Annotated in this window: 21 protein-coding genes; 12 read left to right on the top strand and 9 right to left on the bottom strand. The window is 66.0% G+C overall.

Features of this window, described 5'->3' with window-relative positions:
- Nucleotides 1–4 precede the first annotated feature (4 nt).
- Both ISP14_RS07180 and ISP14_RS07175 read left to right on the top strand, forming a co-directional pair.
- Nucleotides 5–1,084 carry a TraB/GumN family protein gene (locus ISP14_RS07180; RefSeq protein ID WP_404537599.1) on the top strand — a complete coding sequence of 360 codons (1,080 nt, stop codon included), beginning with the start codon at nucleotides 5–7 and terminating at the stop codon, nucleotides 1,082–1,084.
- Nucleotides 1,085–1,221: 137 nt separating this feature from the next.
- Complete coding sequence (locus ISP14_RS07175; protein ID WP_404537598.1) at nucleotides 1,222–2,661, top strand: GGDEF domain-containing protein; 1,440 nt, start codon at nucleotides 1,222–1,224, stop codon at nucleotides 2,659–2,661.
- Nucleotides 2,662–2,671: 10 nt separating this feature from the next.
- Here ISP14_RS07175 and ISP14_RS07170 read toward each other — a convergent pair whose 3' ends face one another.
- The 3 genes from ISP14_RS07170 to ISP14_RS07160 form a co-directional block, all read right to left on the bottom strand.
- Nucleotides 2,672–3,616, bottom strand: a complete 945-nt coding sequence (locus tag ISP14_RS07170) for an aldo/keto reductase (protein ID WP_404537596.1) — start codon at nucleotides 3,614–3,616, stop codon at nucleotides 2,672–2,674.
- A 47-nt stretch (nucleotides 3,617–3,663) separates the two neighbouring features.
- Nucleotides 3,664–3,978, bottom strand: coding sequence for an antibiotic biosynthesis monooxygenase (locus ISP14_RS07165; RefSeq protein WP_404537595.1), 315 nt, complete (start codon nucleotides 3,976–3,978; stop codon nucleotides 3,664–3,666).
- A 107-nt stretch (nucleotides 3,979–4,085) separates the two neighbouring features.
- Entirely contained in the window at nucleotides 4,086–4,292 is a 207-nt protein-coding gene (locus tag ISP14_RS07160; protein ID WP_404537594.1) for a hypothetical protein, read from the bottom strand.
- Nucleotides 4,293–4,395: 103 nt separating this feature from the next.
- Between ISP14_RS07160 and ISP14_RS07155 the strand changes: the two genes are divergently transcribed.
- The 6 genes from ISP14_RS07155 to ISP14_RS07130 all read left to right on the top strand — a co-directional run bounded on the left by ISP14_RS07155 (nucleotide 4,396) and on the right by ISP14_RS07130 (nucleotide 8,888).
- Nucleotides 4,396–5,316, top strand: a complete 921-nt coding sequence (locus tag ISP14_RS07155; protein WP_404537593.1) for a LysR substrate-binding domain-containing protein — start codon at nucleotides 4,396–4,398, stop codon at nucleotides 5,314–5,316.
- An 85-nt stretch (nucleotides 5,317–5,401) separates the two neighbouring features.
- A complete protein-coding gene (locus tag ISP14_RS07150; protein ID WP_404537591.1) occupies nucleotides 5,402–6,064 on the top strand; it encodes an NYN domain-containing protein in 663 nt (220 codons plus the stop codon).
- A gap of 81 nt (nucleotides 6,065–6,145) precedes the next feature.
- Nucleotides 6,146–7,018 carry a class I SAM-dependent methyltransferase gene (locus tag ISP14_RS07145; RefSeq protein ID WP_404537589.1) on the top strand — a complete coding sequence of 291 codons (873 nt, stop codon included), beginning with the start codon at nucleotides 6,146–6,148 and terminating at the stop codon, nucleotides 7,016–7,018.
- A 20-nt stretch (nucleotides 7,019–7,038) separates the two neighbouring features.
- On the top strand, nucleotides 7,039–7,572 hold the full coding sequence (locus ISP14_RS07140) for a pseudouridine synthase (RefSeq protein WP_404537587.1): 534 nt from the start codon (nucleotides 7,039–7,041) through the stop codon (nucleotides 7,570–7,572).
- A gap of 257 nt (nucleotides 7,573–7,829) precedes the next feature.
- The gene (locus tag ISP14_RS07135; protein ID WP_404537585.1) at nucleotides 7,830–8,144 is read left to right on the top strand and encodes a hypothetical protein; all 315 of its coding nucleotides are present in this window, start codon (nucleotides 7,830–7,832) and stop codon (nucleotides 8,142–8,144) included.
- A 27-nt stretch (nucleotides 8,145–8,171) separates the two neighbouring features.
- Nucleotides 8,172–8,888 (top strand): response regulator transcription factor, encoded by a 717-nt coding sequence (locus tag ISP14_RS07130; protein WP_404537583.1) that lies wholly within the window; start codon nucleotides 8,172–8,174, stop codon nucleotides 8,886–8,888.
- Nucleotides 8,889–8,954: 66 nt separating this feature from the next.
- On the opposite strand, the gene ISP14_RS07125 is transcribed toward ISP14_RS07130, so the two are convergent.
- Nucleotides 8,955–10,790 carry a hybrid sensor histidine kinase/response regulator gene (locus tag ISP14_RS07125; RefSeq protein ID WP_404537580.1) on the bottom strand — a complete coding sequence of 612 codons (1,836 nt, stop codon included), beginning with the start codon at nucleotides 10,788–10,790 and terminating at the stop codon, nucleotides 8,955–8,957.
- Nucleotides 10,791–11,069: 279 nt separating this feature from the next.
- Here ISP14_RS07125 and ISP14_RS07120 point away from each other — a divergent pair, with 279 nt between their 5' ends.
- Nucleotides 11,070–14,288 (top strand): protease pro-enzyme activation domain-containing protein, encoded by a 3,219-nt coding sequence (locus ISP14_RS07120; protein ID WP_404537577.1) that lies wholly within the window; start codon nucleotides 11,070–11,072, stop codon nucleotides 14,286–14,288.
- A 265-nt stretch (nucleotides 14,289–14,553) separates the two neighbouring features.
- On the opposite strand, the gene ISP14_RS07115 is transcribed toward ISP14_RS07120, so the two are convergent.
- The 5 genes from ISP14_RS07115 to ISP14_RS07095 form a co-directional block, all read right to left on the bottom strand.
- Nucleotides 14,554–17,397 carry a TonB-dependent receptor gene (locus ISP14_RS07115; RefSeq protein ID WP_404537575.1) on the bottom strand — a complete coding sequence of 948 codons (2,844 nt, stop codon included), beginning with the start codon at nucleotides 17,395–17,397 and terminating at the stop codon, nucleotides 14,554–14,556.
- 389 nt (nucleotides 17,398–17,786) lie between these two features.
- Nucleotides 17,787–19,742, bottom strand: coding sequence for a PKD domain-containing protein (locus tag ISP14_RS07110; RefSeq protein WP_404537573.1), 1,956 nt, complete (start codon nucleotides 19,740–19,742; stop codon nucleotides 17,787–17,789).
- A gap of 526 nt (nucleotides 19,743–20,268) precedes the next feature.
- Complete coding sequence (locus tag ISP14_RS07105) at nucleotides 20,269–21,315, bottom strand: FecR family protein (RefSeq protein WP_404537572.1); 1,047 nt, start codon at nucleotides 21,313–21,315, stop codon at nucleotides 20,269–20,271.
- Nucleotides 21,316–21,320: 5 nt separating this feature from the next.
- The gene (locus ISP14_RS07100) at nucleotides 21,321–21,893 is read right to left on the bottom strand and encodes an RNA polymerase sigma factor (RefSeq protein ID WP_404537570.1); all 573 of its coding nucleotides are present in this window, start codon (nucleotides 21,891–21,893) and stop codon (nucleotides 21,321–21,323) included.
- A gap of 82 nt (nucleotides 21,894–21,975) precedes the next feature.
- Nucleotides 21,976–22,791 (bottom strand): TatD family hydrolase, encoded by an 816-nt coding sequence (locus ISP14_RS07095; RefSeq protein WP_404537568.1) that lies wholly within the window; start codon nucleotides 22,789–22,791, stop codon nucleotides 21,976–21,978.
- 191 nt (nucleotides 22,792–22,982) lie between these two features.
- Here ISP14_RS07095 and gspE point away from each other — a divergent pair, with 191 nt between their 5' ends.
- From gspE to gspG, 3 genes are all read left to right on the top strand, one after another.
- Nucleotides 22,983–24,716, top strand: a complete 1,734-nt coding sequence (gene gspE, locus ISP14_RS07090) for a type II secretion system ATPase GspE (RefSeq protein WP_404537566.1) — start codon at nucleotides 22,983–22,985, stop codon at nucleotides 24,714–24,716.
- Nucleotides 24,717–24,860: 144 nt separating this feature from the next.
- Nucleotides 24,861–26,078, top strand: a complete 1,218-nt coding sequence (gene gspF / locus ISP14_RS07085; protein ID WP_404537564.1) for a type II secretion system inner membrane protein GspF — start codon at nucleotides 24,861–24,863, stop codon at nucleotides 26,076–26,078.
- Between the two features lie 41 nt (nucleotides 26,079–26,119).
- The gene (gene gspG / locus ISP14_RS07080; protein ID WP_404537562.1) at nucleotides 26,120–26,545 is read left to right on the top strand and encodes a type II secretion system major pseudopilin GspG; all 426 of its coding nucleotides are present in this window, start codon (nucleotides 26,120–26,122) and stop codon (nucleotides 26,543–26,545) included.

Genomic DNA, 26,545 nt, shown 5'->3' with positions numbered 1-26,545 from the left:
AATGATGCGCGCTGGTTGGTGGATGGTGGCGGTGTTTGGCTTGGCGACTCAGTCGGTATCTGCGCAAGTGGCACCTGCGCCGGCCGCCACGACCGCGAAGAATCTGCCCGCGGTAGTGGTAAGTGGCGAGTTGCCGGGGCCGGGCCTGTGGAAGGTCAGCAAGGGCGACCACGTGCTGTGGGTACTCGGCACGCTCGCGCCGTTGCCGAAGAAGATGCAATGGCAGTCGCGCCAGGTGAGCGATACCGAACTGGCCGCGCAGGCGGTGCTGCTGCCGCCTGGTATCGAGCTGGACGCGAAACTGGGTTTCTTCGGCAAGCTGATGCTGCTGCCGCGGCTGATCGGCATTCGTGACAGCCCCGACGGCCGCAAGCTCGAGGATGTGTTGCCGCCGCCCGTGTATGCACGCTGGCTGGCGCTGAAAGCACGTTATCTCGGCCATGACGGCGGCGTGGAGAAATACCGGCCGATGTTCGCCTCGTTCAAGCTCTACGAGGCGGCGGTGAAGGAAGCCGACCTCAGCAACGACGATATCGCCGGCAAGCTGGTGCGCCAGCTGGCCAAGGCGCACAGCATCCCGCTGGTCGATACCAGCTATACGTTCACCGTGGCGGACCCGAAGGCGGCGCTCACCGCGTTCCGCCACAGCAGCATGGACGATACCCGCTGCTTCGAGCAGACCCTGGATCGCATCGAACATGGCCTGCCGCAGATGCAGGCGCAGGCCAATGCCTGGGCCACCGGCGACATAGACACGCTGGCACACCTGCCGCGCGACACCGCCGGCCGCGCCTGCGCCGATGCCTTCGCCGGCGCCGACTTCGCCCGCCAGCAGGGCCTGCAGAACCTGCCGGAAAAAATGGCGCAAAGCTGGATGGATGCCGCCGACAAGGCGCTGGCGCAGCATCGCAGCACGCTGGCCATGCTGCCGATGGGCGACCTGCTGGCGCCGGACGGCTATCTCGCCCGGCTCAAGGCACGGGGCTACACGGTGGAATCACCCGACGAGCAGGACGATGCGGCAGCGCCCGCCGCCGATGCCGGCAGCGCGGCCCCAGCCACTGCGGGTTCCACCGCACGCTGACCGGGCCGCGTACCGCCGCGTGGGATGGCCCGGCGACGGCAGGCTGGGCTGTCGCCCGTGCGGGATCCCGGCAGGCTGATGCGGACGACGGGCACGGGGTATAGATAGGGCAAGATGCGATATATGGAAATCGTGAGGTGACCGTCGTGATCTGGCTAGCGTGCGGATTCGTCGTCCTGCACGCGCTGGCCATCGCGCTCTTTCCGGGCGCGGCGATGGCCGTGTCCTACGCCTTCCTGATCGCGGCCCCCGCCCTGGCGGCAGCGGCCATGTTGCGGCAGTGCCTGGTCGAGGGGTATGCGCCGGCGCGGGGCTGGAGCCTGGCGGCAGCAGCGATGGTCGTGTGGATGCTCGGCATGCTCAGCAGCATGAGCCAGGATCTCCTGCTCGGCACCACCATCCTGGCGCCGACCGAAACGATGCTGATCTACACCTTGTACGGGGTGCCGCTTACCTATGCGATCGCCACCGTCGGCACCGAGCCGGCCAGCACGGTGCAACGCGTGATCGACGCCGTGCTGGCGATGACGCTGGGTCTGCTGTATTTCAGCCTGATCGTCGCGCTGAACTCCATCCACCAGGGCACCGGGACGACTTCGCCGTCGCTGATTGCCGATTTGTTCGACATCGAGAACGGGTATCTGGTGGTCGCGACGCTGTTGCGCTTCATCGCCTGCGAGCATGGCCCGCAGCGCAGGTTCTTCGGTGCGCTGGCGGGCTACGCGCTGTGTTATGCCCTGGTCGCCGCGTACTACAACCACCATGTGGCGCTGGACGTCGCGCCGAACACCGGTTCGCTCTACGACGTGGTCGTCGACGTGCCGTTCATGCTGCTGGTGGTGCTCGGCCTGCGGTCCGGCGGCGAACGCGGATGGCGTGCGCCGCCCCGGCTGACACGTTTCGTACGCAGCGCCAGTCCGCAGCTGCTGGGCATTTCGGTGCTGGTGGTGGCCTTGTTCCTGATACGCCACCGCTTTACGTGGGGGGCCGTCGGCGTGATGGTCGCCCTGCTCGCCACCGGCCTGCGCAGTGTGCTTTCGCAGGTGCGGCAGGCCGAGGCCGAGTTGCTGCTGCACCGCGACCGCGAGCATCTGGCCGCGCTGGCCAGCGTGGACGGCCTGACCGGGGTGTTCAACCGGCGCAGCTTCGAGGAGGCGCTGCAGCGGGAATGGCATGCCCCCGGGACGGTGGCGCTGCTGCTGGTCGACGTGGACTTCTTCAAGCAGTTCAACGATCGCTACGGGCACGGCGCCGGCGACGACTGCCTGCGCGCGGTGGCGGCGGCGCTGCATCGGGTCCTGCCGCCGACCGGCATGGCCGCCCGCTACGGCGGCGACGAATTCGCGTTGCTGTTGCCGCGCGCGGCACCGGAGACGGCGCGCGCGGTGGCGGATCGCCTGTGTGCGGCCATAGGGCGGCTCGGCGTGGCCCACGAGGACAACCCGCACCGCAAGGTGACGATCAGCGTTGGCGTTGCCATCGGCGGGTCATCTCCCGCCGACCTGGTTGCATCGGCCGACCGCGCGCTGTATGCCGCGAAGCGGGGTGGGCGCCACCGCGCCGAAGGGCCGGGCTGATCTCGGGCTCTCAGGCCGACGCCGCATCGAGTGCGGCGATCTCGCCGGCACCGAGGCTGAGCGACAGTGCACCCAGCAGTTCCTGCAACTGCAGCACGCTGGTGGCGCTGGCGATCGGTGCGGTGATGGACGGGCGGGCGATCAGCCAGGCCAGCGCCACCTGCGCCGGCGTGGCGCGATGCGAGGCGGCCACCGCGTCCAGTGCGTCGAGCACGCGCAAGCCCTGCGGGTTGAGGTAACGCTTCGCCGCGCTGCCGCGCGCGCTGCTCTTGGCGAGGTCGGCCGCGCTGCGGTACTTGCCGGAAAGGAAGCCGCTGGCCAGCGCGTAGTAGCAGACCACGCCCAGGCCCTCCTCGCGCACCAGCGGTTCGAGCCCGGTTTCGTAGGCGCCGCGCGCGACCAGGTTGTATTCCGGCTGCAGGCATTCGTAGCGGGGCAGGCCGTGCTCCTGCGACACCGCCAGCGCGTCGGCGATGCGGTCGGCGCCGAAGTTGGAGGCGCCGATCGCGCGCACCTTGCCTTCCTCGATCAGCCGCGCGAATCCACCCAGCGTCTCGTGCATCGGCACGCTGGCGTCGTCCTGGTGCGCGAAGTAGAGGTCGATGCGGTCGGTCTGCAGGCGCTTGAGCGAACCTTCCACCGCCGCGCGGAGGTTGACCGGCGACAGGCCGGGATGCTCGGCCCATTTCGCCACCTTGGTGGCGATCAGCACCCGGTCGCGCTTGCCGCTCTTCCGCAGCCATTTGCCGATGATGGTTTCCGACTCGCCGCCGGTGTTGCCCGGCACCCATGCCGAATAGACGTCGGCGGTGTCGATCAGGTTGCCGCCGCCGTCGACGAAGGCGTCGAGCAACTCGAACGAGCGCGCCTCGTCGGCACTCCAGCCGAATACGTTGCCGCCGAAAACCAGCGGGGCGATGGAAAGCGGCGAACGGCCGAGCGGGCGGTGTTGCATGGCGATCTCCGGAGGCGGCTGCGGCTGGCCGGGCCGCGGGTGCCGATTCAGCCGGAGTGTTCGAAAGCAGTCACGACGAAGTGTTGAACCAGCGGCTCGAACTCCAGCAGGTAGTCCCGGTCCTCGGGGTAGTACCTGGCCTTGAGCAGCTCGTCTCCGGCGAAAGCGCGGATGCTCTCCTCCGAATCCCAGTGCGTCACGGTCAGGAAATGCGTGAGCTCGGCCTCGTCGCGTCGAAGCACGGCAACATCGCGGTTGCCGGAGACGGAACGGTAGTCCGGAACGGCGCGCCGCTCAAGGAAGGCCGCGTAGGCGTCAGCCTTGGCGCGTGGGGTGATTCCGTGCCAGATGCGGCAGATCATCGGGTTCTCCCGTACCGTCCAGCGTGGCTTGCGACCGGTGGCGGCTCAGCCGCCACCGGTCGACCAGGTCTACGGGTGCCGTCGCATGTATGCGCCGGCGGGGTGGATCAGGGCGAGTTGATGGGAAACAGCTGGCGCGCGCCGCTGACCGGGCCACGCCACGAGCCGCGCTTGGAGGCGTCCGTTGCGATCAGCTGCCGGAAGGCGCCAAGCAGGGTCAGCGGGCGCCGGTCTGCGCGGTCCAGCTGGCGGGCGAGTTCGGGGGAATGCACATGGCCGTGCTGCAGCAGCAGGCCGATCAAGGGCGAGCGCATGGTGAATTCCTTGCAAGTGGGGGTGGGGACAAGTGCAAGGTAAAGCGTGGCGGACGCTCGAAAAAGCGATATCTTCGCAAGCCTGACTTGAGGATCATTCAAGATGACGCGGCTCTCGCTGGACCTGCTGCAGCAGTTCGTACTGGTGGCCCGCCACGGCAAGCTGTCGCGGGCCGCGGAGCAGGCGCATCTCACGGTGAGTGCGCTCAGCCACCAGATGCGCCAGCTGGAGGAGCGGCTGGGCCGGCGCCTGCTCGAACGGGGTCCGCGCGGGGTGAGCCTTACCGTGGAAGGCTGCCGCCTGCTCGAGGCCGTGGGAGGGCATTTCGACGGCATCGAGCATGCGCTGATGCGTTACCGCGACTACCGCCACGATGCGCTCACCCTCAGCGCCAGCCCCGGCATCATGTCCAGCTGGCTGGTGCCGCGGCTGCCGCGGCTGGTGGCGGCGCATCCGGAACTGGAGCTCAACCTGCAGTCCTCGTCGACCCTGGTGGAGTTCGAGCGCGAGCCGGTGGACTGCGCGCTGCGCTATGGCCGCGGCCAGTGGGAGGGCTTGCATAGCGAGCGCTTGTTCGGCGAGTGGATCGCACCAGTAGCCGCACCCGAACTGATAGCGCGGATGGGCGGCGCCAACCACGACGATCTGAGCGACTGGCCGCTGCTCGGCGATCCACACCCGGCCGACCGCTGGCGCGACTGGTTCGCGCGTTTCGGTGGCCGACTGCCAGAGCGTCGCGTGGCGAACTTCGACAGCATTGACGCGGCGCGCCATGCGGCGCTGGAGGGCCTGGGCGTGGGCCTGGGCCGCATGGTGACCTCGAAGTCCCTGATCGACGCCGGCCTGCTGGTGGTGCTGGGTCACAACTACCTGCCGGTGCAGGAGGCGTACTGGCTGGTGTATCCGCCACGTTCGCAGGATCACCGCGGCCTGCATGCATTCCGCGAATGGCTGCTGGCCGAAGCGGACGATTACTGCCGGCGGCTGCCGATCGGGTCGCCCGAAGCCGCGCTGGAAGATTGACCGGCCGCACATCGCTATAAAATCGCCAAGTCCGGCCGCTATGCGCCGGTCGCATCCGATATCGCGGCATCCATAAGGAACTCCTATGCAACGCACAGCCATCCTCGTCGACGGCGCTTTTTTTATTGCCCGCTACCGCAAGGTTTGGGGCGACCGCGACGTCAACGACGCGCGCACCGTGGCCAAGACCGTGTTCGGCATGGCGCTGGAACACCTGAAGGCGCTCGATCGCCCGCGCGAATCGCTGTACCGCATCTTCTTCTACGACTGCCCGCCGTTGGACAAGAGCTTCGTGCGCCCGGTGAGTGGCGACACCGTGGATTTCGGCCGCAGCAGCGCCGCCGCGTTCCGTCGCGAGCTGCACGAACAGTTGCGCCGCCAGCGCAAGATGGCGTTGCGGCTGGGCCGGCTCGCCGAACGCGGCGAGTGGAAGCTGAAATCCCATGCCATGCAGCAGTTGCGCGACGGCAACCTGCATTGGGAGGATCTGGGCGATGAGCACTACGAACCGGAAATGCGCCAGACCCAGGTGGACATGAAGATCGGTATCGACATCGCCGCGCTGGCTTACAAGCAGCAGGTGGACCAGATCGTGCTGGTGGCCGGCGACGCGGATTTCATCCCCGCCGCGAAGCTGGCGCGGCGCGAAGGCATCGACTTCATCCTCGACCCGATGTGGCAGGGTATCGCCTCGGATTTGCACGAGCACATCGACGGCCTGCAGTCGGTGTGCCCGCGGCCGTTCTGATACACAGCTGATACGCCTCCACCCCCTCTCCACCAGCCAAACTGCAAGCTTCGGCAGCTGGCATACCCTGAGGAGTCACCCATGAAAGTGTCGAAATTCTGCGGCATAGGCATCGCACTGTTGGCTTTCGGTACGACGGCCGGCGCAACGCAGGCCATGAAGCATCAACCCGCCGGCGCAGCGGCGACGTCGGGCAGTGCCATCGACGCCGTGCTGGCGGGCGGCTGGCGATTGCCGGCGAACCGCGCGCGCGACGTCTACCGCCACCCGAAGGCCACGCTGCAGTTCTTCGGCATCCAGCCGAGCCAGACGGTCGTCGAAATCAACCCCTCCGCCGGTTGGTACAGCGAGGTGCTGGCGCCGCTGCTGCGCGACCACGGCCACTACATCGCCGCCGAGCCCATGCCGTCGAACGGTAGCGAAGCCAGGCGCGACGACAGCACGCTGCGCAAGAAATTCGCCGCCGACCCGGTCGAATACGGCAAGGCGAGGGTCGTCGAGTTCGACCCCAGGACGCCGGTGTTCGGGGCCCCCGGTTCGGCGGATGCGGTGCTGACCTTCCGCAACGTGCACAACTGGGCGATGGCGGGCACCGCGCCGGCCATGTTCAAGGCCTTCTTTGCCGTGTTGCGTCCTGGCGGCGTGCTTGGCGTTGTCGATCACCGCGCCGCGCCCGGCGCCACGCTCGACGCGGTGAAATCCAGCGGTTACCTGCCGGTCGACTACGTGGTGAAACTTGCCACCGATGCCGGCTTCAAGCTCGTCGCCCAGAGCGAGATCAACGCCAACCCGAAGGACACCAAGGACTATCCCAAGGGAGTGTGGACGTTGCCGCCCACGTTGGAGCTGGGTGACACGGACCGGGCGAAATACCTGGCCATTGGCGAGTCGGACCGCATGACGCTGCGCTTCGTGAAGCCGGCGGACACGGCCGCCGCCACGACCTCGCACTGAATGCCGCGCGCCGGCCGGCCATGCTCATCGCGTTGAACAAGCCCTATGGCGTGCTCTGCCAGTTCACCGATGAGCGCGGCCGGCCCACGCTGGCCGACTATGTGAAACAGAAGGACGTCTACGCGGCGGGCCGGCTGGATCACGACAGCGAAGGCCTGCTGCTGCTCACCGACGACGGCCGGCTCGCGCACCGCCTCACCGATCCGCGGCACAAGCAGCCCAAGACTTATCTGGTGCAGGTGGATGGCGCGATCGACGATGCGGCGCTCGCCGCCTTGCGCCGCGGCGTGGTGCTGAACGACGGCCCCACCTTGCCGGCGCCCGCCGAACATGCCGACGAGCCGGGCTGGCTGTGGCCGCGCGATCCGCCGGTGCGTTTCCGCAAGAGCATCCCCACCAGCTGGCTCACCCTCACCTTGCGCGAAGGGCGCAATCGTCAGGTGCGCCGGATGACCGCGGCGGTGGGTTTCCCCACGCTGCGGCTGATCCGCGTGCGCATCGGCGAGCATGCGCTGGACGGGTTGGCATCCGGCGAGATGCGTGTGCTCGGCTGATCCGACGCATTCCATCGTCTAGCGCGGCACCGAGCTGGCGCAGCCAGCTGCGGCCGGGTGGGGTCGGCAGCAGCGCGCGAACCGTCATGGCGGCGCATCAGATGTTCGATCATCGCCACGCCCAGCGAGCCGCTGAAGTGGGCGCGGCGCATGGTCCAGCCTAGGTAGCCGCGACTCGCCAGCGCCTGCCCGGCACCGGACAGGAGCAGGCCTGCCGCGCGCAGGGTCCCCGTGCCGGTGGCACTGGGACGCACCGCATGTTTGCCGAGTTCGATCCGGGCCTGCCGGCGCAATGCCTCGTAAAACGTCACGTCCATTCACGTCGGGCTATGATGACGCGCGCGCCGAAACATCGCATTGAAATCATGGAAGTACGAGGCGCGGAGAAGACAGGTTCCGACATCGGCCGGTTGGACACCGCGGTGCGGAAAAGGCCTGCAAGCGTTGCTCTCCTACGGAACGGACGCCAGGATTATTCAATGCCGGGTGGTTTTGCCATCATGAATATTCCTGCCTGCACGCTGTGGGTGAGGAGCAGGATCAAATTTCGGCGGCAGGTTTATCTCACTTGATGGATTCCGAATCTCGAGGTGTGTTCAATGTCGTCGGCTAATCCAACCGCTTCCACCGAGAGTGAGGGTTCGTTGCGGCTCGTTCTCCTGGAAGACGACGATCTTTTGCGCGAGCACGTTCTGGCCCCGAAACTGCGCCGATTCGGTTTCGAAGTCCGGACTTCGGGAAGCATGGCGGAGATGTCTGAAGTCATAGGGAAAATGGTGCCCGACATTGTCATTTTGGACATCGGCTTGCCGGACAGCGACGGTTTCGAAGTGGCGCGCGGTTTGCGTGCGCGCAGCCCGGGGCTCGGGATAGTGATGTTGACGGGACGGTCCGAAAGCGTCGACCGCATCCGGGGGCTGACCGAGGGTGCCGACGCCTACCTCGCCAAGCCTGTCGAGATTGACGTCCTGGTGGCGACGCTGCACAGCGTCGCGCGGAGACTGAAGCCGCATGCCCCGGATATTGCTGGTACGTGGCGCCTGAGCTCGGATAACTGGATTCTGGTTTCCCCGCTGGGGGGAAGGGTGACGCTTACCAAGACCGAGCGACTGTTGCTGGAGGAGCTGATGCGACGCCTCAATCAGGTCGTATCAAGAGAAGTACTGATCGGTGTGCTGGCCGATGATGTGCTGGCGTTCGATCCTCATCGTCTGGATTCCATGATCCACCGTTTGAGGCGAAAGGTATTGGCGACGCTGGGTATCCCGCTGCCACTGGATGCAGTGCACGGCGCCGGCTATCTCCTGGCGGCATGAGGAGGAGTTGCTCCATCACCCGCCGAGCGCTCTCGTGGCAATGCGTGGTGTTATGGACGACGGACGTCAGTCGCGCAATGCCTTCATCGCGCCCGAACCATGCTGCCCGAGCGACGCTGCGACGCTGGCGACGAGGGCATCTGGCGAGAATGGCTTCGGCAGACGTTTGATGTTTGGCTCGTCGCTCCGCGCCGGCAGGCCATCGGTATCGAGGTGGGCGGAGATGAGGATGGCGGGTATTTCATGAAACCGGTCGCGTAGCTTGCGCAGCACCTGGGTGCCGTCCGCGCCGGGCATGTGATGGTCGCATACGATGACATCAGGGGCGTACTGCATGTGTTGCGCGAGGTATTCGGCATTCGCGCCATCGCAGGCCTCCGTGACGTCGTATCCCTTTTTCTTGAGTGCCTTGGCAAGGACGACGCGCAGATCCTGGTCGTCATCGACAAGAAGGACGTGGTGACGCCTCTCTGTTACACCGGACGGCTGGGCGGCATCGGGTGACGGTGTCATGGGAAGTCCGATGCGAAAGATGGAGCCCTTGTCGGGTGCGCTTTCCACGCTTATCTCGCCGCCTGCGCGCTGGATCAAGCCGTAAACGACGCTGAGCCCCAGCCCTGTACCGCTGCCCACCGGCTTGGTGGTGAAGAAGGGCTCGAAGATTTTTTCCTTTATGTGTTCCGGGATGCCGGTTCCGGTGTCCTGGACGGACAAGTTGGCGTGGGTTTGCCCGAGCTCGAGGGCGAGCGTGCAGATGCCGCCCGCCGGCATGGCGTCGCGGGCGTTGGACACAAGGTTGATGATGGCGAGCTCGAACTGGCTGCGATCAAAGCGGATGGGCGTTTCCCGATTCGGGATGTGCGCCTGAAAGCGGATGGAGGGCGGCAGGATCTGGCGTATCAGCGGCTGGAGTTCGCGCAATGCCAGCGCCATGTCGAAGGTTTCCAGCTGGGTGACGTCGCGCCGGCTGAAATTGAGCAGTTTCCGACAGACGGAGGCTCCCCGGCGTGCGGCCAGCTCGATACCTTCCATGGCGTCTTCGATGGAGTGAATCTCTTCCCGCAGTCCAGCGTCTTTTTCGGTCAACCCGGCCAATCGATCCCGTTCCGTGGAAAATCCGAGGATGATGCCGAAGACATTGTTTATGTCATGGGCTATGCCGCTGGCGAGCTTGCCGATGGCATCCATTTTCTGCGCATGCAGCAGCTGTTCGTGGGTGCGTTCACGCTCGGCTATTTCCCTGCTCAACAGCTGCCGCTGGTGGTTCGATTCCACCAGGCTGTCGCGCAGCGCATGGATGCTTCGATCCAGGATGATCGCTATCAGCAGATAACTCAGCAGCGTTTGCAACGGCAGATGGCCGTATGTGTCTATAAGAGCGCTGGGGGGCATGAGCGCGTGGCCAATGCTTATCGGGGCCGAGCTGACCGTCAGGATCGCGACCTCGGCGCCATAGGCGATCCACAAGGCCTTGCGCCCAAGCATCATGCCGCTGAGGGCCAGCAGCATGATCATGGTCAGATTGTCGTTGATGACCTGATAGCCGAACGCTATGTAGGCAAGCGCCGCCGAACCCAGCATGACCTCCAGAAAGAGCGCTACGGCTGCCCGGAACTTTCCTTTGCGAATAAGGTAAATGCCGGTCCATGCCGACAAGGTCATGGCCAGATCGGTTCCCATGTCTATGGCGATGGCCGCATGCACGCCTAAGCGGGCCTTGCCGTAGAAGTGCTCCACCATGTAGGGCCAATGGAGCGAGATCAGGTAGATCTTGTTCAGTGGCGTGCGCAGCCCTTCGAACAGCAGCAGCCATTGCATGAAGACGGCATTGCGGAGGTCGACGGGATCATCGATGGGAACCCGTCTAACCCATGACAGGAATCGCAAAAGCATGCGATTCATGCTGCGCGCGCCACCCGGCGCGGCGGAACAAGGATTCCGTGTCTTGTCTCGCTACAGCGTTGCGGCATCACGTGCATCGTGCGGAGGCGTGCGCGGTGAGAATTCGGTGAGTTTACGGCCATAACGTCGTGTGTGACTAACAAAAAACACGACGCTAACCTGCGGCGGCTCGACAAAGGCGCCTGGTGCATGTCGCCAAGCCTGTCGGAGTGCATTCGCCGGAATTTTGGGGGCCGGCGCAGTCATCAGCGATGCAACATCGTTTGGGGGAACACCTCTATGTCGATCGATAGATACCGGCCATGGCTTGCGGGCATGGCCGTGGTGCTTGCGGGTAGCCTGGGGCAAGGTGCTCATGCCGCCACAGCCACCCAGTTGAATGGAGCAGCGCCGGCGACGCCGTTGCTGGACGCATCGAAGATCAACGCCAGTCAGCTGACGACGCTGAAGGGCACCGTATCGTTGCATGCCATTACCAGCACGGATCTGGGCCCGATGGCCCAGACGAAGGTGATCCCGTCGATGACGCTACTGCTCAAGCGCGGCGCGGAGCAGCAGAAGCATTTCGATGCGTACCTGGCTTCACTGAACGTTCCGTCTTCGCCGAACTTCCACAAATGGCTGACAGCCAAGCAAGTAGGCGAACAGTTCGGACCGAGCGACCAGGACGTGGCGACGGTGGAGAAGTGGCTGGAGTCGCAGGGCCTGGGCGTGAAACTGGTGACGCCGGACAAGATGATGATCCGGTTCTCGGGTTCGGTGACGGCGGTGCAGCGGGCCTTCTCGACGTCGATCCATCAGTACGTGGGCGATGACGGCAGAGTGCGTTTCGCCAATGCGACGGAGCAGAAGCTGCCGACGGCGCTGACGCCGGTGGTGGCAGGTGTGGCATCGATGACGAACTTCTTCCCGACACCGCAGGTGAAAAATATCCATGCTGTGAAGCGGGACAGCAAGGGTCATTGGGTGGCGGTGGACGGAAAGTCGTCGGATTTCAACTTCCAGTTCAATGGTCAAGTGGACTTTGACGTGGTGCCGGCGGATTTCGACACGATCTACAACGTGAATTCGCTGTGGTCCCAGAACACGCCGGTCCGCGGCAGCGGCCAGACGGTGGCTGTGCTGGAGCGGACCGACGTGCAGGACGCGGATGTGGCGACGTTCCGCCAAACGTTCCTGCCGCCGGATGCGCAAGGCATGTTCACCCAAGTGCATCCTGCGCTATACGTGGGCGACACCAGCTGTGCGGATCCTGGAACGAACGGAGACGAGGGTGAAGCGGCCCTGGATGCGGAGTGGGCTGGCGCGGCTGCACCGGATGCCAACGTGGTGCTGGCGTCATGCGCGGACACCGGCAGCGACTTTGGCCCGTTCCTGGCAGCGCAGAACCTGATATTCCAGCCCGCACCGCCCGCGATCATGAGCTTGAGCTATGGCGAGTGCGAGGTGATCAGTGCGGCCGTAGGCGATAGGAATGAAGCGGCGTACCTGTGGTCGACCGCGGCGGCGGAAGGCGTGACGGTGTTCGTATCATCAGGAGATGCGGGCTCGGCGGGTTGCGACCAGAACCAGCCGGCAGCGAGCTTCGGCATTGCGGTGAACGGCATGGGCAACACGCCGTACAACGTGTCGGTGGGGGGCACGGATTTCGACGATCTGGGCAATCAGTCCAAGTACTGGGCCCCGGGCAACGGGAACCTGGGCGTGAGCGCGATGAGCTACATCCCGGAGCAGCCGTGGAACAGCTCGTGCGCGAGCAGCAAGCTGTATCCGTTGCTGGGTTATTCGGATCCGAACACAGCATGCAACACGAGTCCCGGGAACAACCTCCTGAACACGGCGGCCGGTAGCGGCGGCCCGAGCTATTCGTGGCCTCAGCCGAGCTGGCAGACGGGCGTGGCGGGCATGCCGCAAACGCAGAGGCGCATGATTCCGGACGTTTCGCTATTTGCGGCGAGCGGCATCTACGGGCATGCACTGATCTTTTGCATGTCGGATCAATCGGAGGGTGGCACGGCCTGCAACTACCTGAACCCCACGGATGCGGTCTACAACAGCGCGGGCGGCACATCTTTCGCCGCACCGGCGATGGCGGGCATCCAGGCGTTGATCAACCAGAAGTCGGGGGTGAGTCAAGGCAACATGGCGCCGGTGCTGTATGACCTGGGGCGCAAGCAGTATGGCAGCGTGGGGTCGCCGACGGGCACGTGCGGCAATGACGGCTCGGGTGTGAACTGCGTATTCCACGACATTACTGTGGGTGACATCGACGTGCCGTGCTATGCGGGAACAGCGGATTGCTATTCCAAGGGGAACGACAGCTACGGCGCGTTGAGCAACGGCGGGGCAATGACGTTGGCGCCGGCGTGGAAGGCGGGCTATGGCTACGACTACGCGACGGGCCTGGGCTCGGTAAACGTGGAGCACCTCGTCAATGCTGTCGCCATGCTCGATGCGCGCGGGCAGGCCGTGCCGACCTGGAACTTCATGGGGCTGGACGACAGCGGCAACACGGGCGGGTTCAGCGGCCGCAGCAACGTGATCCTGATCGACAGCGCCAATGGCAACTCGACCATCCTGGCGATGAACGGCGGCACCGTCGTCGTCAGCGTCGCCACCGACAGCCCGGTTTTCACCCCAGGCGACCAGCTGGATGGTGTGCCGGCGGATGTCGGCAAGTTCGTAATGGCAGGTCAGCCCGTGCTTGAAACTGACAACGCCACGACGAATACGGCCACCCTCGAAATTTATGGAGGGACAGGTTGGCAGACGTTCAAATTCCCGCATCCGGCCGGTTGGACCCTGGTGGGCTCAGGGGTGGTTGATGCGACGAACGTGTCGAAGGAGATCTGGCGCAACAACAGCACCGGTCAGCTGGGCTTCTGGCAGGTGAGCTGCGGCGGGTTCTATATCCTTGGCCATAAGCACGCCTTTTGCGGCAGGAACGTCGAATCAACGATCGACGCGACGGCTGGCTATACGCCACGTCTGGCGGACCTGAACGGCGATGGTTACGTCGACATCGTGTGGACTGGCCCGAACAACGACATCTACTACTGGATCAACGACGGCACGGGCAACTTCACCAAGACCTATGGCGGCACCTATGCCGCCGGCTGGGAGCTGGAAGGTGCGGGCCGGATCGCGGGAAGCGGCCAGACGGATCTGATCTGGTTCAACCCGTCGACGAGCCAGTTGGGCTGGTGGGTCATGAATGGCACACAGGTGCAGGATCGCGAGACGCGCAACGTAACGAGCGGTTACACGATTGCGTCGATCGAGGACTTCGACGGAGACGGCCTGGCGGACATTCTGTGGACCAACAGCCAGGGTGATGCCTATGTGTGGCAGGGCACGGGGGGAGCGTTTGTGCCGCAGCACCTGGCGGATGGCCTGGGCAATGTGTACACGATCCCGGCAGGCTATGTGGTGCAGAAGAGCCGACTGCAGGGTGTGAAGGCAATGCCGGCGCAAACGACAGGTCCAGTCATCCCGTAAGTTCGGAGATAGGGAAAGGCCAAGGACGGCCGCCTGGTCTCGATCGATGCAAAGCAGCCGGCGCTACTAGTCGACGAACCCGGCGTCATCGGGCGCATGGGTGTCCTTTGCGGGAAAGGCACCCACTGCAGCAAGCTTTTCGCGGCGAGGTCGACAAGTACACCTGGGTCGACATCGGTTGCTCTTGCTGCCCAGCGAACGGATTGCGATCAGGTACCCATGGCTGATCATGAGGGGCAGGCCCATGCATTGCGGGCTGGAGGCCTCAGTGTGCATCGAAGACCAGCCGCGCCTGCATCATGATCTGGCGACCGTAGATGTCGTAGTTTTCGACGTCGAAGTAGGGGTAGTCGCCGAAGGTGGAATCGCGCGGCGGCATCTTGTTGGCGAGGTTGTCCGCCGTGAGCATGAAGCTGAGTCGGCGGGTGGGTGCATAGCTGAGGGTCCAGTTGAAGGTGACCCATGGGTGCAGCTGGGTCGCGCCTGGGGAGCCGGTGCCGTAAAGCGCGGTCGCCTGGTTGGGCGACGCGCCATATCGACGGCCATAGAGCGTGCTGCTCCAGGCACCGCCGGGGGCTGTCCAGTCCAATGCTCCGGTAAGCACGTCATGCGGGCCGGCGACCGGTTCCTGCGGCAGGTCGGCCGAGTAGCGGAAGTCGTGCCGGAACTGGTTGTTGTAGTCCATCTCCAGGCGGAGGCTGCCGAAGCGCGTGGGAGCGAAGCGGTAGCGCAATGCGGCGAAGATCGAGTGCACCGTCTCGCTGGAGAGGTTGACGTAGGTGGTGACCACGCTGTCGATAGGCCCGCCGGGCATCGGGCGATGGACCTGGCCGTCGACCGGATCGGTCAACGCACGGCAGCGCGCGGACGACGGGTCGAGCTGGCCGAGCAGGCAGCGCGCCTCGTCGTAGGAAAGCAGGTCTACGTTCTGTGCTACTTCCTCGTTGCGGATGGCGATGTCGAGATAGTCGACGCTGAGATTCAGCCGGTCGGTGGGCGACCACACGGCGCCGAGCGACCAGGTGCGCGCGTCGGTGGGCTTGAGCGAAGGATTGGCCAGCGTGACGCCGCGCACGGGATAGGCGTATGCGCTGCATTCGGAGGCACCAGCGAGCGCGCACAGGTAGTAGTCGGTCACCGTGGCGTAGTAGCCCGAGGGGCTGAGGAACAGCGCGGAGAGATCCGGCGCCTTGAAGGCAGTGGCGTAGTTCGCGCGCAGCAGCAATACGTCGAATGGGCGGTATTCGATGCCCGCGCGATAGGTGTAGCGGTGGCTGGCGCGGGCGGGCCCGGTGTAGCGGTCATAGCGGCCGGAAAGATCCACGGTAAGCGGCTTGAGCAGCGGCAAGTTCAGCTCGAATGCGGCCGCGGCATGTTGGCGCTGGCCGCCGCCGCCTGAAGCCGTGTGCTGGAACGCCAGCTGCTCCGAGAACAGCGGGTTGAGCGGCTCGTGCCAGGATTCGCCGCCGGCCTCGACCAGGGAGGCGAAGCCTGCGTCCCCGCCGGGCAGGCTGAACCAGGCGGCGTTGCCCACCGTGAGGCGGGTGGTGTCGAGGCGGGTGTCGCTGGCCTCGTTGGCGTACTGCGCGAAGCCGGCGTACTGGGCTGGCGTCACCGCGCTGAAGAAGCTTGCGTAGTCGCCGCGGTACAGTGGCAGGCCGGTGGCCGGATCGGTCGTGCCGGTCGCGCCCAGCAAGGCATCGAAGAAGCGGTTCACGCGCGGTGTGACAAGCAGCGGTTCCTCCACCAGCGTGCGATCGCCGCTGCGCAGGTAATAGAGATCCCAGGTCCAGCCGGAGTCGCCGAAATTTCCGTTGGCGCCCACATCGGCCTGGTAAAGCACGTCGCGTTGGCGCGCCATCTGGCCGTACGCGCCGCCGGGCACTTCCTCGGGTGCGAAGACCCGCTCCGGATACAGGATCTGGCCGCTGGCGGCGTCTTCGATGGCGCCGCCCGGCAGGCTGGCGGGAGTCCAGTACGTCGGACCCGGATACCAGCGTTGCTGCTGCCAGTTCCACATCGCGTCCATATATAACTGCAGCTGGTCGTTGGCGCGGTAGCGCAGCTTCAGCAGGCCGTCGTAGCCCCGCTCCTGGTTGCTGTAGGTGCGCCAGGCATCGCCGCGCGGCGAGCCGCAGTAGTGGGTGCCGGCGTTGTTGCCGACGAGCGTGTTGCTGCCGGCGAAGAGAAGGTTGTCGCAGCCGGCGGGCGGGTCGAGGTAGCCCTGCGGGTAACCGTTGAAGCCCGCCAGCGTGCCGTAGTCCTGGATGCCGGCCTGGACGGGAGGCATGCGCTGCTGCGGGCCCGTGCCATCGGTGAGCGGACGTTGGTAACCCCAGATGGGGTCAGCGTTGGTGAACTCCATCGCGCCCACGGTTTGCCAATGTCCCTGCGTGTGTCCCCAGGTGAAGGTCACGCGCTGGTTGGCGCCGCCACCGGCCGGGTAATGGCCGGCTTGCACCTCCACTGAACCTCCGTGCGATTGCGCGCGGGTGACGATGTTGACCACGCCACCGATCGCCTGCGAGCCGTAGATCGTCGAACCGCCACCGGCCATCACGTCGATATGGTCGACAATCGAGAGCGGCAGGTTGGCTACGCTGGCGGCGAGGGTGCTGCCGTTGTAGGGGCGTCCGAAACGTGCCAGCGGCTTGCCATCCACGAGCACGAGGGTGAACTGCGGGCTGAGCCCGAACAGGCTGATGGGCTGTGCGCCCTGGGTGAACGAACCGGCGGTTTGTGGTCCCTGCACCGGCCCGGTGGCGAAGACCATGTTGCGCAGCACCTCGGCGACGCTGCTGAAGCCGCGAGCCTGGATTTGCGCCGCGGTGATCGTGAGTACCGGGGTGGCGGTTTGCACGCTGGCGTTGTCGATCAAGGTGCCGCTTACGGCTACCGTGGCCAAGGTCGCGACGATCTTTGGAGGTGGGCGAAGCGATATGGGCATCGTTTCCTGCTGCTTCGGAATCAGCACGAAACTCGTCCCGCCCAGATCGCGCCAGCGCAAGCCCGTGCCGCGCAGCAGCCGTTCAAGCGCTTCCTCCGGGGTATAGATTCCGGCCAGGCCGCGGGTGCGCAGACCGGCGACGAGCGCTGGCGCATAGGCCACTTGGGTGCCGCCTTGAGCGGCCAGTTCGTCCAGCGCGCGATCGAGCGGGCCCGGAGGAATCGAGTAGGTGTGCCGTGATGCGGTTTCGAGGGGGAGCGCCGACTTTTGAGGGTTGGCGTGCGTCGACCATGCGATGGTGACCAGCAGGCATGCCAAGAGGCGGACGGGCAGTAGGCGCCGGGTTCCCGCTGTTGGATGCTTGGCCAGCATGCGCCCCCCCGTGTCTGCCGCTTGCAATGGGACAGTAGCTGCCCCTGTGCCTCACGGGTACATCATACGGGCGCACCAGGCAACAGATTCAAGGACGCCAAGGCCCGAACGAAGCAGGCCCGGCCGTGCTCGGCCGGGCCTGCGGGAGACGGCGCGCATCCCTGCGCGCCGTGTCTTTCTCAGAACGTCATGCTCCAACCGTTGAGCGTGCCGTAATCACCGCTGTACCACGGGTCGTTGTCGATCACGCGCAGCTTCCAGGTGCCATTGCCCTGCACCGAGGAGGCATTCACCGTGTAGGTGGCGTTGATGTTGCCGTCGTCGTTGTAGTCCGGCGACTGCAGCACCGCATACGCACCGTTCGGCGCAACCAGGTCGATCTCCAGATCGCCCGACCAGTTGTGCGTGATGTTGACGTGCACCGACAGGGCCGCCGGCGCCGCACCCGGCTCACCGGTCACCGCGATGCTGCTGGTGATGGTGGCGTTGTCGGCGATCGTCTTCTTGGTGTTGTTGCTGAAGGTGCCACCGCTGGGCGCGGTCACGGTCACCGATGCGGTCTTGCTGCTGGTCGCACCGGTGTTGTCCTTCACCGTCTCGGTCACGCTGTAGGTGCCCGCCGCCGCGTAGGTGTGGCTCGGGCTCGCCGTCGTCGCCGTCGAGTTGTCGCCGAAGGTCCACGCGTATGAGCTGATCGTGCCGCCCGTATCGGTGGAGCTGTCGGTGAAGCTCGCGGTCAGGCCGCTCACCGTGTCGGTGAAGTTCGCCACCGGCTTGCCGGTGCTACCGCTGGAGACGGTCACCGAGGCGGTCTTGCTGCTGGTCGCGCCGGTGCTGTCGGTCACGGTCTCGGTCACGCTGTAGGTGCCCGCCGCCGCATAGGTGTGGCTCGGGCTCGCCGTCGTCGAGGTCGCACCATCGCCGAAGGTCCAGGAATGCGAGCTGATCGTGCCGCCCGTGTCGGTGGAGCTGTCGGTGAAGTTCACCGTCAGGCCGCTCACCGTGTCGGTGAAGTTCGCCACCGGCGTACCGCCGGTCGAACCGCCGTGCAGGATCGCGTGCGAGATCGCGCAGGCGTTGGTGTCGTTCGACCAGCTGGCCTGCTCGGTGAAGGTGCCCGCCGTGCCCATCGTCACGTTCGCCGCACCGCCGGCCTGACCCGCTGCGATCCACGCGCACTCGTCCGAGTTCTCCTCGCCGCTGCTGGCGTTCGACCAGCCGCCGGCCGGATAGGTGTCCGACATCATCTCGTGCCACTCGTGGCCCAGGGTCATCGTCCAGCCGTCCAGGCTGCCGGCGCTGCCCGAGTTCACGAAGTTCACGCCGCAGCTCGAACCCATGTCCATGTTGTAGGGCTGGTTGCTGTAGGCGATGTCGCCGTACGACGAGGTGGTGTAGTTGTGCCACGCGCAGTAGCCCTGGGTCGGGCTCTGGTAGTTGTCCGGGTCCGTGCCGTGCGGCGACATGACGATGTAGTAGGTGTAGCGGTTCGAGCCGGCGGCGGTGTTGCCGAAGTGCGCCGCGGCCTTGATCGCCTCGTTCGCCAGGTCGGTCGCGGTCGGGGCGCTGGGTGCGGCCGCCGAGTTGTCGTAGTAGACGCCGGCCAGCACGCCGCCGGTCTGGTACGGCACGAAGCTCGCGTTCGACGGGCAGCTGGTGGCACCGGTGGCCACGTTCGGGCCGTCGCACCACTGGGTCAGGTCGGCCGACCACAGCTCATTGCCGGTGCCGATGCCCTTGAACATTTCTTCGGCCACTGCCGCGGCACCGTAGGAGTCGCCGCTGAACACGTCGTCGCCCTTGGCGTTGGTGCTCTGCGTGCCCCACTGGCTGCCGTAGTACACGATGTAGACCTTCACGTGGCCGTCCATCACGCCCACGCCATCGATGCCGCCGCCGTAGGCCAGCGTGTTCGCGCTGGTCGCTGCCGTGCTCGCGTGCGTGGCGCGGTAGTTCTTGATCTTCTGGTGCACTTCGCGCGTCGGCACGGCGCCGTGGCGGTAGGTATGCCCAAAGGACGGTGCGTACGGATTGAACTCCGACGATACCTGGCCGTTACCTGTCGCCAGAGCCGGTCCCACCGCCAGCCCCAGGAGCACGGACGCCGCCATTGCCTTCAACATCAGGTGTTTCATGAAAAGCCCTCTTGAAAGTGATTTTTTGGGCAAGCCGAGGCCTCGCCTTCGCGCGCCTCTATGCCTCACTACTGCTGCGCCTTGGCGCAACACCTCCCCCGCCGGCTGTCCGTGGCGTCTGGGGTTGTTCGAAATGCCGTTCCCCTTGCTCCCCGCATCGGCATCGCGCAACGCCACCTCATGCTCAACAACGTGTGCCGTCGCAAAAGCCCTACCTTCGGGTTTCAGTCGCCATCGTGTCGATGCCGCCAAAGTGTGCGCGCCGTCCCATATTCCATGCCGCTTCGTCTTGGTAGCCCGTTCGCGCGGCCGTGGTGGGTTTGGGGCGCTTCCTCGAATGAGATGGACCTTCGGAATGCTTGCGCCGGCAGCGGGCGATGGGGCGGCGTGCCGTCACGGGCTTGAATCGACCGTCGGCAGCGCGGCGCTGTGCGCCCCGCGCCTCATGTCTGTCGGGCGGGCTTGGCCGCGCGTTGGTGGGTAGGCGCTTGCGTGTTGCGCGTCGGCGATCAGCCTGACCGGGCGCCTAGCGCTTGCGCGGGAGTTCGGTCTGTCCCGCAAGCGGCACCAGCAGCACCCGCGTACCGTCAATACGGCGGGCATGCACGGGCCAACCCTGCTGCAGCATCTGCAGCATGGTTTCAGGGTCGTTGGCGTCGAACACGCCACTGACGCGCAGGGCGTTAAGCGACGGATCGCCAATGGCGACCTGCGTCTGGTTGTAGCGGTTCATTTCGCTCAACAGGTCAGGCAGGCGCCAGTCGTGCACGACCAGCTTGCCTTGGGTCCAGCCTTCGGCAGCCTGCGTGTCGGCGGGTTGCGGCGGCGAGATGCTGCCGTCGCGGGAGAACCATACCTGCCGGTTACCGTGAAGCAGAGACACCTGCGCTACCGCATGGCCCGGCGCGGCCACGGAGACGTTTACCGCGCCCTTGAGCAGGATCACGCCGGTGCATTCGTCGTCGGTGCGCACCTGGAACACGGTGCCGACGTCAGTGATGGTGCCATTGCCCGCATGCACTTCGAAGGGGCGCTGCGGGTCGTGGCGCACCGCGAACTGGGCGCGCCCGCGCAGCAGGTCCGCGTGACGGAAGTGCTCGCCGTAGCGCACCTGCAGGCTGGACTGCGCGTCCAGGATCACCAGCGTGCCATCGGCGAGTCGAACGCTGCGCGGCTGGCCGGTCGTCGTCTGGTACACGACGGTATCCGACGGTGGTGACGCCGTGCGCCAGCGCGGCAGCACAACCAGCACGGCCACGGCGGCAGTCGCCAATGCAGCGACGGCTGGCAGGAGGACACGGGTGCGCCGGTACCAGGGCGTGGCCGGTTGTTCCCGCAGCGCACGCCAGGCAGCGGCAGCCAGTGCCGGAGAGCGCACGGCGTCGGCGCTCTGTCGCCACAATGCGTTTACTTCGCGCCATGCCGCTGCGTGGGCCGGATCTGCGTCGTGCCAACGCTGGAAGGCGACCGATTCGGCGTCGGAGCAGCCGGGTTCGAGCAGGCGTGCGAACCAGTGCTCGGCATCGCCGGGGCGGCCGGAGGTGCTTTCGTGCTGGCCGAACTCCTTGTCCATGACTTCTAAAACGGTTCCATAAGGGAATTGCCTACCTTGCGGCGCAGAAGAGCCATGGCATTGGCCAGATGCTTTTCCACCATTTTCACGGAAATGCCGCAGCGCGCGGCGATCTGAGCGTGGCTGAGCCCGTGCGCGCGCTTGAGCAGATACACGCGCTGGCACTTCGGCGGCAGGGCAAGAATCGCCTCGCCGATCCGCGCCACTTGCTGGTTATAGGCGGCGCGCTGGTCCGGCCTGTGGTCGCTGTCGGCGATCGGCAGGTCGTCCAGCGGCACATGGTCGCTGCTGTGCCGGCAGGCACCGGCGCGATACTGATCGTTGGCGACATTCGCAGCGATGCGATAGAGCAGGGCCTTCCAGGCCTCGGGCGACTCGTGGTGGCGGTAGCGCAGCAGCTTGGCGAGGCTCTCCTGCAACGCATCTTCGGCATCCTGCTCGCTAGCGGTGCGGCTGCGCAGGAACTGCAAGAGCCCCTGGCGTTGTTCGCGCACAAAGACGTCGAAGGCGTCCGCTGAAGCGGATGCCTCCGGCCTTGCCGGGGATGTGATCAATGCGTTGTCGTATACGCCACGCATGCCTTGGCGCCTCCCTCTCCACGCCGGACTGTGCGGCAAGGCAGGGCCGGTGCGCAACAGGCACCGTGGTACGCGTTCGGTTTCAGCGGTGCGGGGCGAGGGGGTGTTCCACCGGCAAGCCGAAGAACGCCGCGGCCGTCGCCGTGCTGTTCGCCGCGGTGACTTCCACCCGTTCGCCGCGGTCGCGCGCGATTTCCTCGCAGATGTGTCGCAGGTACATCGGCTCGTTGCGCCGGTGGCTGGGCTGCGGACGCACCGTGCGCGGCAGCAGGTAGGGCGCGTCGGTCTCGATCATCAGCCGGTCGGCGGGGATCTCGCGCACCAGCTCGCGCAGGTGGGTGCCGCGGCGTTCGTCGCAGATCCAGCCGGTGATGCCGATGTGGCAATCCAGCGCGAGATAGTCGGCGAGCGCCTCGCCGGTATCGGTGAAGCAGTGCACCACCGCAGCCGGTACCTTGTCGCGCCAGCGACGGAGCAAGGCGACGAAATCCTCGTGCGCGTCGCGCTGGTGCAGGAACAACGGCTTTCCCAGTTCCGCCGCGATGGCGAGCTGGCGTTCGAACACCTGCAACTGCACGTCGCGCGGCGAGTAGTTGCGGTTGTAGTCCAGCCCGGTCTCGCCCACCGCACAAACCGCAGGATCCTGCGCGAGCTCACGCAGCCTCGCGTCGGTGGCATCGTCGTAATCCACCGCGTGATGCGGATGCACGCCGGCCGTGGCCCACAGCACGCCCGGGTGCGCGTGCGCCAGCGCCAATGCGTGCTCGCTGCCATCGCGCGAGGCGCCGGTGACGACCATCCGGCCCACGCCGTGCGCTTGCGCACGCTGCAGCACGGCATCGAAGTCGTGATGGAAGGATTCGTGGCCGAGGTTGGCGCCGATGTCGACGAGTTGCATGGGGAACCCGGTGAAAAGCGCCATTGTCCCAGACTGGCACAGGCCGGCAAGTCAGCGGATCGTGCGGCCGGCGGCACCGCGCTCGCCAGCCGCTCCATCGATGTGTTACCTATGCGTATTCGCCGTGCGACGGGGGGCGCGGCTGGGAAAGCGGTTTACTTGGCTTTGCGATTCATTGAGTGGGGTGACGTATGTCGGCAGTCGTGCAGCCGGCGCAGGACGAGGGAGCGGCGGCGATGGACGAACGCGAGGCAGCGGTGTGTGCGCTGCTGGTAGCGCGTGGGCGGCTGAAGGACGGCGACCTGGTGCGGGCCCGGCGGCTGCACGAGGAGGCCTCCGAGGGCACGCTCACCGCGTTGCTGGCGCGATTGGGTCTGGTCAACGAGCGTGAGCTGGCCGAGGCCTGGTCCGAACTGCTCGGCGTGCCGATGCTCTCCGCGCGCGACGCGCCGGAATTGGCGCCGCCGGATCTCGAGCTCTCGCTGCGCTTCCTCAAGCAGCAGCACGTGGTGCCGGTGAGCGACGGCGAGCATGGGCTGGCGCTGATGGTGGCCGATCCGGCCGATGCCTACCCGCTGCAGGCGGTGACGCTGGCGGCGGGGCGCCCGGTGGCGTTGCGCATCGGCTTGCGCTCCGAAATCGACGACCTGATCGAACGCTATTACGGCAGCGGCCGTTCCGCGATGGGCACCATCGTGGAAAACATCGACGGCGGCGCCACCGAGGTGGACGACGTGGAGCACCTGCGCGACCTCGCCAGCGAGGCGCCGGTGATCCGCCTGGTCAACCTGATCCTGCAGCGCGCCGTTGAGCAACGGGCCTCCGACGTGCACATCGAGCCGTTCGAGAACCGCCTCAAGGTGCGCTACCGCATCGACGGCGTGCTGCACGAAGTGGAGGCGCCGCCGGCGTCGTCCACCGCGGCGGTGATCTCGCGCGTGAAGATCATGGCCAAGCTCAACATCGCCGAACGCCGCTTGCCGCAGGATGGCCGCATCCAGCTGCGCGTGCAGGGCAAGGAGCTGGACCTGCGCGTGTCCACCGTGCCGACCAGCTTCGGCGAATCGGTGGTGATGCGTATCCTGGACCGCGAATCGGTGGTGTTCGATTTCGCCACGCTGGGCTTCACCGACGCCTTCCAGTCGCGTTTCGTCGATGTGCTGGAGCGCCCGCACGGCATCTTGCTGGTCACCGGCCCCACCGGCTCGGGCAAGACCACCACGCTGTACACCGCCTTGTCGAAGATCAACACGCCGGACGTGAAGATCATCACCGTCGAGGACCCGGTCGAATACCAGATCGAGGGCATCAACCAGATCCAGGCCAAGCCGCAGATCGGGCTGGACTTCGCTGCGGCGCTGCGTTCCATCGTGCGTCAGGATCCGGACGTCATCATGATCGGTGAAATGCGCGATCTGGAGACCTGCCGCATCGCGATCCAGTCCGCGCTCACCGGCCACCTGGTGCTCTCCACGCTGCACACCAACAGCGCCTCTGGTGGCATCACCCGCCTGCTCGACATGGGCGTGGAGGATTACCTGCTCGGCTCCACCGTCAACGGCATCCTCGCCCAGCGCCTGGTGCGCCGGCTCGACCCGGAGACGGCGGTTCCCTACGAGCCCTCGCCCGAGGTGATCGCCGAGTTCGAGCTGGAGAAATACGCGGGCGGCAAGCCGATCCGGCTGTGGAAGCCCGGCTCCAGCGCCGCCAATCCCAGCGGTTACCGCGGCCGCCAGGCGATCATGGAATTCCTGGTGATGAGCGATCCGCTGCGCCGCCTGGTGATGCAGCGCGCCGACGCCGGCGAGATCGAGAAACAGGCGCGCGCCGAAGGCATGCGCAGCATGTACGAGGACGGCATCGCCAAGTCGCTGGCCGGCATCACCACGCTGGAGGAGGTGCTGCGTGTCACGCAAGAGGGTTAAGGCGCTCTTTCCCTTCTCCCTCCGGGAGAAGGTGCCCGAAGGGCGGATGAGGGTACGGGCGGGGCGTGGCGCTGCGTCATGCCCGAACCCTCACCCCAACCCCTCTCCCGAGGGGAGAGGGGCTGAAGCGCGTGGTTCGATCGCATGAGCCAGTTCAGTTACAAAGCCGTCAGCGAAACCGGCGAATTGCTGCAAGGCCAGATGGAGGCCGCCAGCGTCGAGGAGGTAGTGGCGCGGCTGCAGGACCAGGGCCACACGCCGCTGGAGGCGCAGCCGGCCGATACGATGGGCGGCGGCTCCGGTTTTGCCGCGCTGTTCAAGCGCGGGCCGTTCACCGGCGACCAGCTGGCGCAGTTCACCCACCAGCTGGCGACCCTGCTTGGCGCGGGCCAGCCGCTGGACCGTGCGCTGGGCATTCTGATGGATCTGCCCGAGGGCGAGCGCGCGAAAAAGCTGATCGAGCGGGTGCGCGACCGCGTGCGCGGCGGCATGCCGTTGTCGCAGGCGCTGGACGAGGAACACGGCGTGTTCCCCAAGCTGTACATCGCGCTGGTGCGTGCGGGCGAGGCGGGCGGTTCGCTGGAGGAGACGCTGCGCCGGCTCGCCGACTATCTCGAACGCTCGCAGCAGCTGCGCGGCAGCATCATCAACTCGCTGATCTACCCGGCCTTCCTGCTGGTGGGCGTGCTGGGTTCGCTGGTGCTGTTGCTGGCCTACGTGGTGCCGCAGTTCGTGCCGATCTTCCAGGACATGCAAGTGCAGCTGCCGTGGATCACCGAACTGGTGCTGGCGCTGGGCAACACCATGCAGGCGTGGTGGTGGCTGATCCTGCTGCTGATCGTCGGCAGCGTGTTCCTGCTGCGCGTACGCCTGCGCGATCCGGCGACGCGGCTGGCCTGGGATGCGCGCCTGCTGCGCCTGCGCGTGGCCGGTCCGCTGCTGCTGAAGGTGCAGACCGCACGCATCGCGCGCACGCTGGGCACGCTGTTGAAGAACGGCGTGCCGCTGCTGGGCGCGCTGTCCATCGCGCGCCAGGTCACCGCCAACCGTGCCCTGGACGCGGCGCTGCTGCAGGCCCACGAGCAGGTGAAGGAAGGCTCCGGGCTCAGCCTCGCGCTGGGGCAGTCGAAGGTATTCCCGCGCCTCGCGCTGCAGATGGTGCAGGTAGGCGAGGAGGCCGGCGAACTGGACGGCATGCTGCTCAAGGTAGCCGACACCTTCGAGCTGGAAAGCCGACGCTCGATCGACCGCCTGCTCGCCGCGCTGGTGCCCGCGCTCACCGTGGTGATGACCGTGCTGGTGGGTTTCATCATGGCGGCGATCCTGCTGCCGCTGCTCAGCCTCACCAGCAACATCCAGTAACGCGATTCCCGATTCCGACAACGATGCCACGAGGCCATTCCATGCAGCACAAACGCATCCGTTCCCTTCGCCGCGCAGGCGGCTTCACCCTGCTGGAAATGCTCGCGGTGATCGTGCTGATCGGCATCGTCGGCGCGGTGGTGGTGACCCAGGTCGGCAAGAACATGGATAAGGGCAAGTACGGCGCGGGCAAAGCCCAGCTGGTCACGCTCAGCCAGAAGGTCGAGAACTACGCGCTGGACAACGGCACACCGCCGCAACAGTTGGAAGACCTGGTAACCAAGCCGGCGAACGCGCCGAACTGGCAGGGCCCGTATGCGAAGGAGTCCGAGCTGAAGGATCCGTGGGGACACACCTTCGGCTACAAGTACCCTGGCGACCACGGCAACTTCGACCTGATCTTCTATGGCCGCGACGGCAAGCCCGGCGGTGACGACTACGACAAGGACGTGGGTAACTGGCAGTAG

The organism is Dyella agri, assembly GCF_044904705.1.
Taxonomy (GTDB): domain Bacteria; phylum Pseudomonadota; class Gammaproteobacteria; order Xanthomonadales; family Rhodanobacteraceae; genus Rhodanobacter_A; species Rhodanobacter_A agri.
The sequence above is the reverse complement of the archived record's forward strand: the minus strand, read 5'-3'. Positions and strand labels throughout refer to the sequence as shown.

Excerpts from the sequence above, each read along its gene's own strand:
- ISP14_RS07100 (WP_404537570.1), bottom strand. The coding sequence starts at position 21,893 with ATGCGTGGCGTATACGACAACGCATTGATCACATCCCCGGCAAGGCCG.
- ISP14_RS07145 (WP_404537589.1), top strand. The coding sequence starts at position 6,146 with ATGAAAGTGTCGAAATTCTGCGGCATAGGCATCGCACTGTTGGCTTTC.
- ISP14_RS07140 (WP_404537587.1), top strand. The coding sequence starts at position 7,039 with ATGCTCATCGCGTTGAACAAGCCCTATGGCGTGCTCTGCCAGTTCACC.
- ISP14_RS07180 (WP_404537599.1), top strand. The coding sequence starts at position 5 with ATGCGCGCTGGTTGGTGGATGGTGGCGGTGTTTGGCTTGGCGACTCAG.
- ISP14_RS07125 (WP_404537580.1), bottom strand. The coding sequence starts at position 10,790 with ATGAATCGCATGCTTTTGCGATTCCTGTCATGGGTTAGACGGGTTCCC.
- ISP14_RS07150 (WP_404537591.1), top strand. The coding sequence starts at position 5,402 with ATGCAACGCACAGCCATCCTCGTCGACGGCGCTTTTTTTATTGCCCGC.
- gspE (WP_404537566.1), top strand. The coding sequence starts at position 22,983 with ATGTCGGCAGTCGTGCAGCCGGCGCAGGACGAGGGAGCGGCGGCGATG.
- ISP14_RS07110 (WP_404537573.1), bottom strand. The coding sequence starts at position 19,742 with ATGAAACACCTGATGTTGAAGGCAATGGCGGCGTCCGTGCTCCTGGGG.
- ISP14_RS07160 (WP_404537594.1), bottom strand. The coding sequence starts at position 4,292 with ATGCGCTCGCCCTTGATCGGCCTGCTGCTGCAGCACGGCCATGTGCAT.
- gspF (WP_404537564.1), top strand. The coding sequence starts at position 24,861 with ATGAGCCAGTTCAGTTACAAAGCCGTCAGCGAAACCGGCGAATTGCTG.
- gspG (WP_404537562.1), top strand. The coding sequence starts at position 26,120 with ATGCAGCACAAACGCATCCGTTCCCTTCGCCGCGCAGGCGGCTTCACC.
- ISP14_RS07165 (WP_404537595.1), bottom strand. The coding sequence starts at position 3,978 with ATGATCTGCCGCATCTGGCACGGAATCACCCCACGCGCCAAGGCTGAC.
- ISP14_RS07130 (WP_404537583.1), top strand. The coding sequence starts at position 8,172 with ATGTCGTCGGCTAATCCAACCGCTTCCACCGAGAGTGAGGGTTCGTTG.
- ISP14_RS07135 (WP_404537585.1), top strand. The coding sequence starts at position 7,830 with ATGTTTGCCGAGTTCGATCCGGGCCTGCCGGCGCAATGCCTCGTAAAA.
- ISP14_RS07170 (WP_404537596.1), bottom strand. The coding sequence starts at position 3,616 with ATGCAACACCGCCCGCTCGGCCGTTCGCCGCTTTCCATCGCCCCGCTG.
- ISP14_RS07155 (WP_404537593.1), top strand. The coding sequence starts at position 4,396 with ATGACGCGGCTCTCGCTGGACCTGCTGCAGCAGTTCGTACTGGTGGCC.
- ISP14_RS07120 (WP_404537577.1), top strand. The coding sequence starts at position 11,070 with ATGTCGATCGATAGATACCGGCCATGGCTTGCGGGCATGGCCGTGGTG.
- ISP14_RS07105 (WP_404537572.1), bottom strand. The coding sequence starts at position 21,315 with ATGGACAAGGAGTTCGGCCAGCACGAAAGCACCTCCGGCCGCCCCGGC.
- ISP14_RS07095 (WP_404537568.1), bottom strand. The coding sequence starts at position 22,791 with ATGCAACTCGTCGACATCGGCGCCAACCTCGGCCACGAATCCTTCCAT.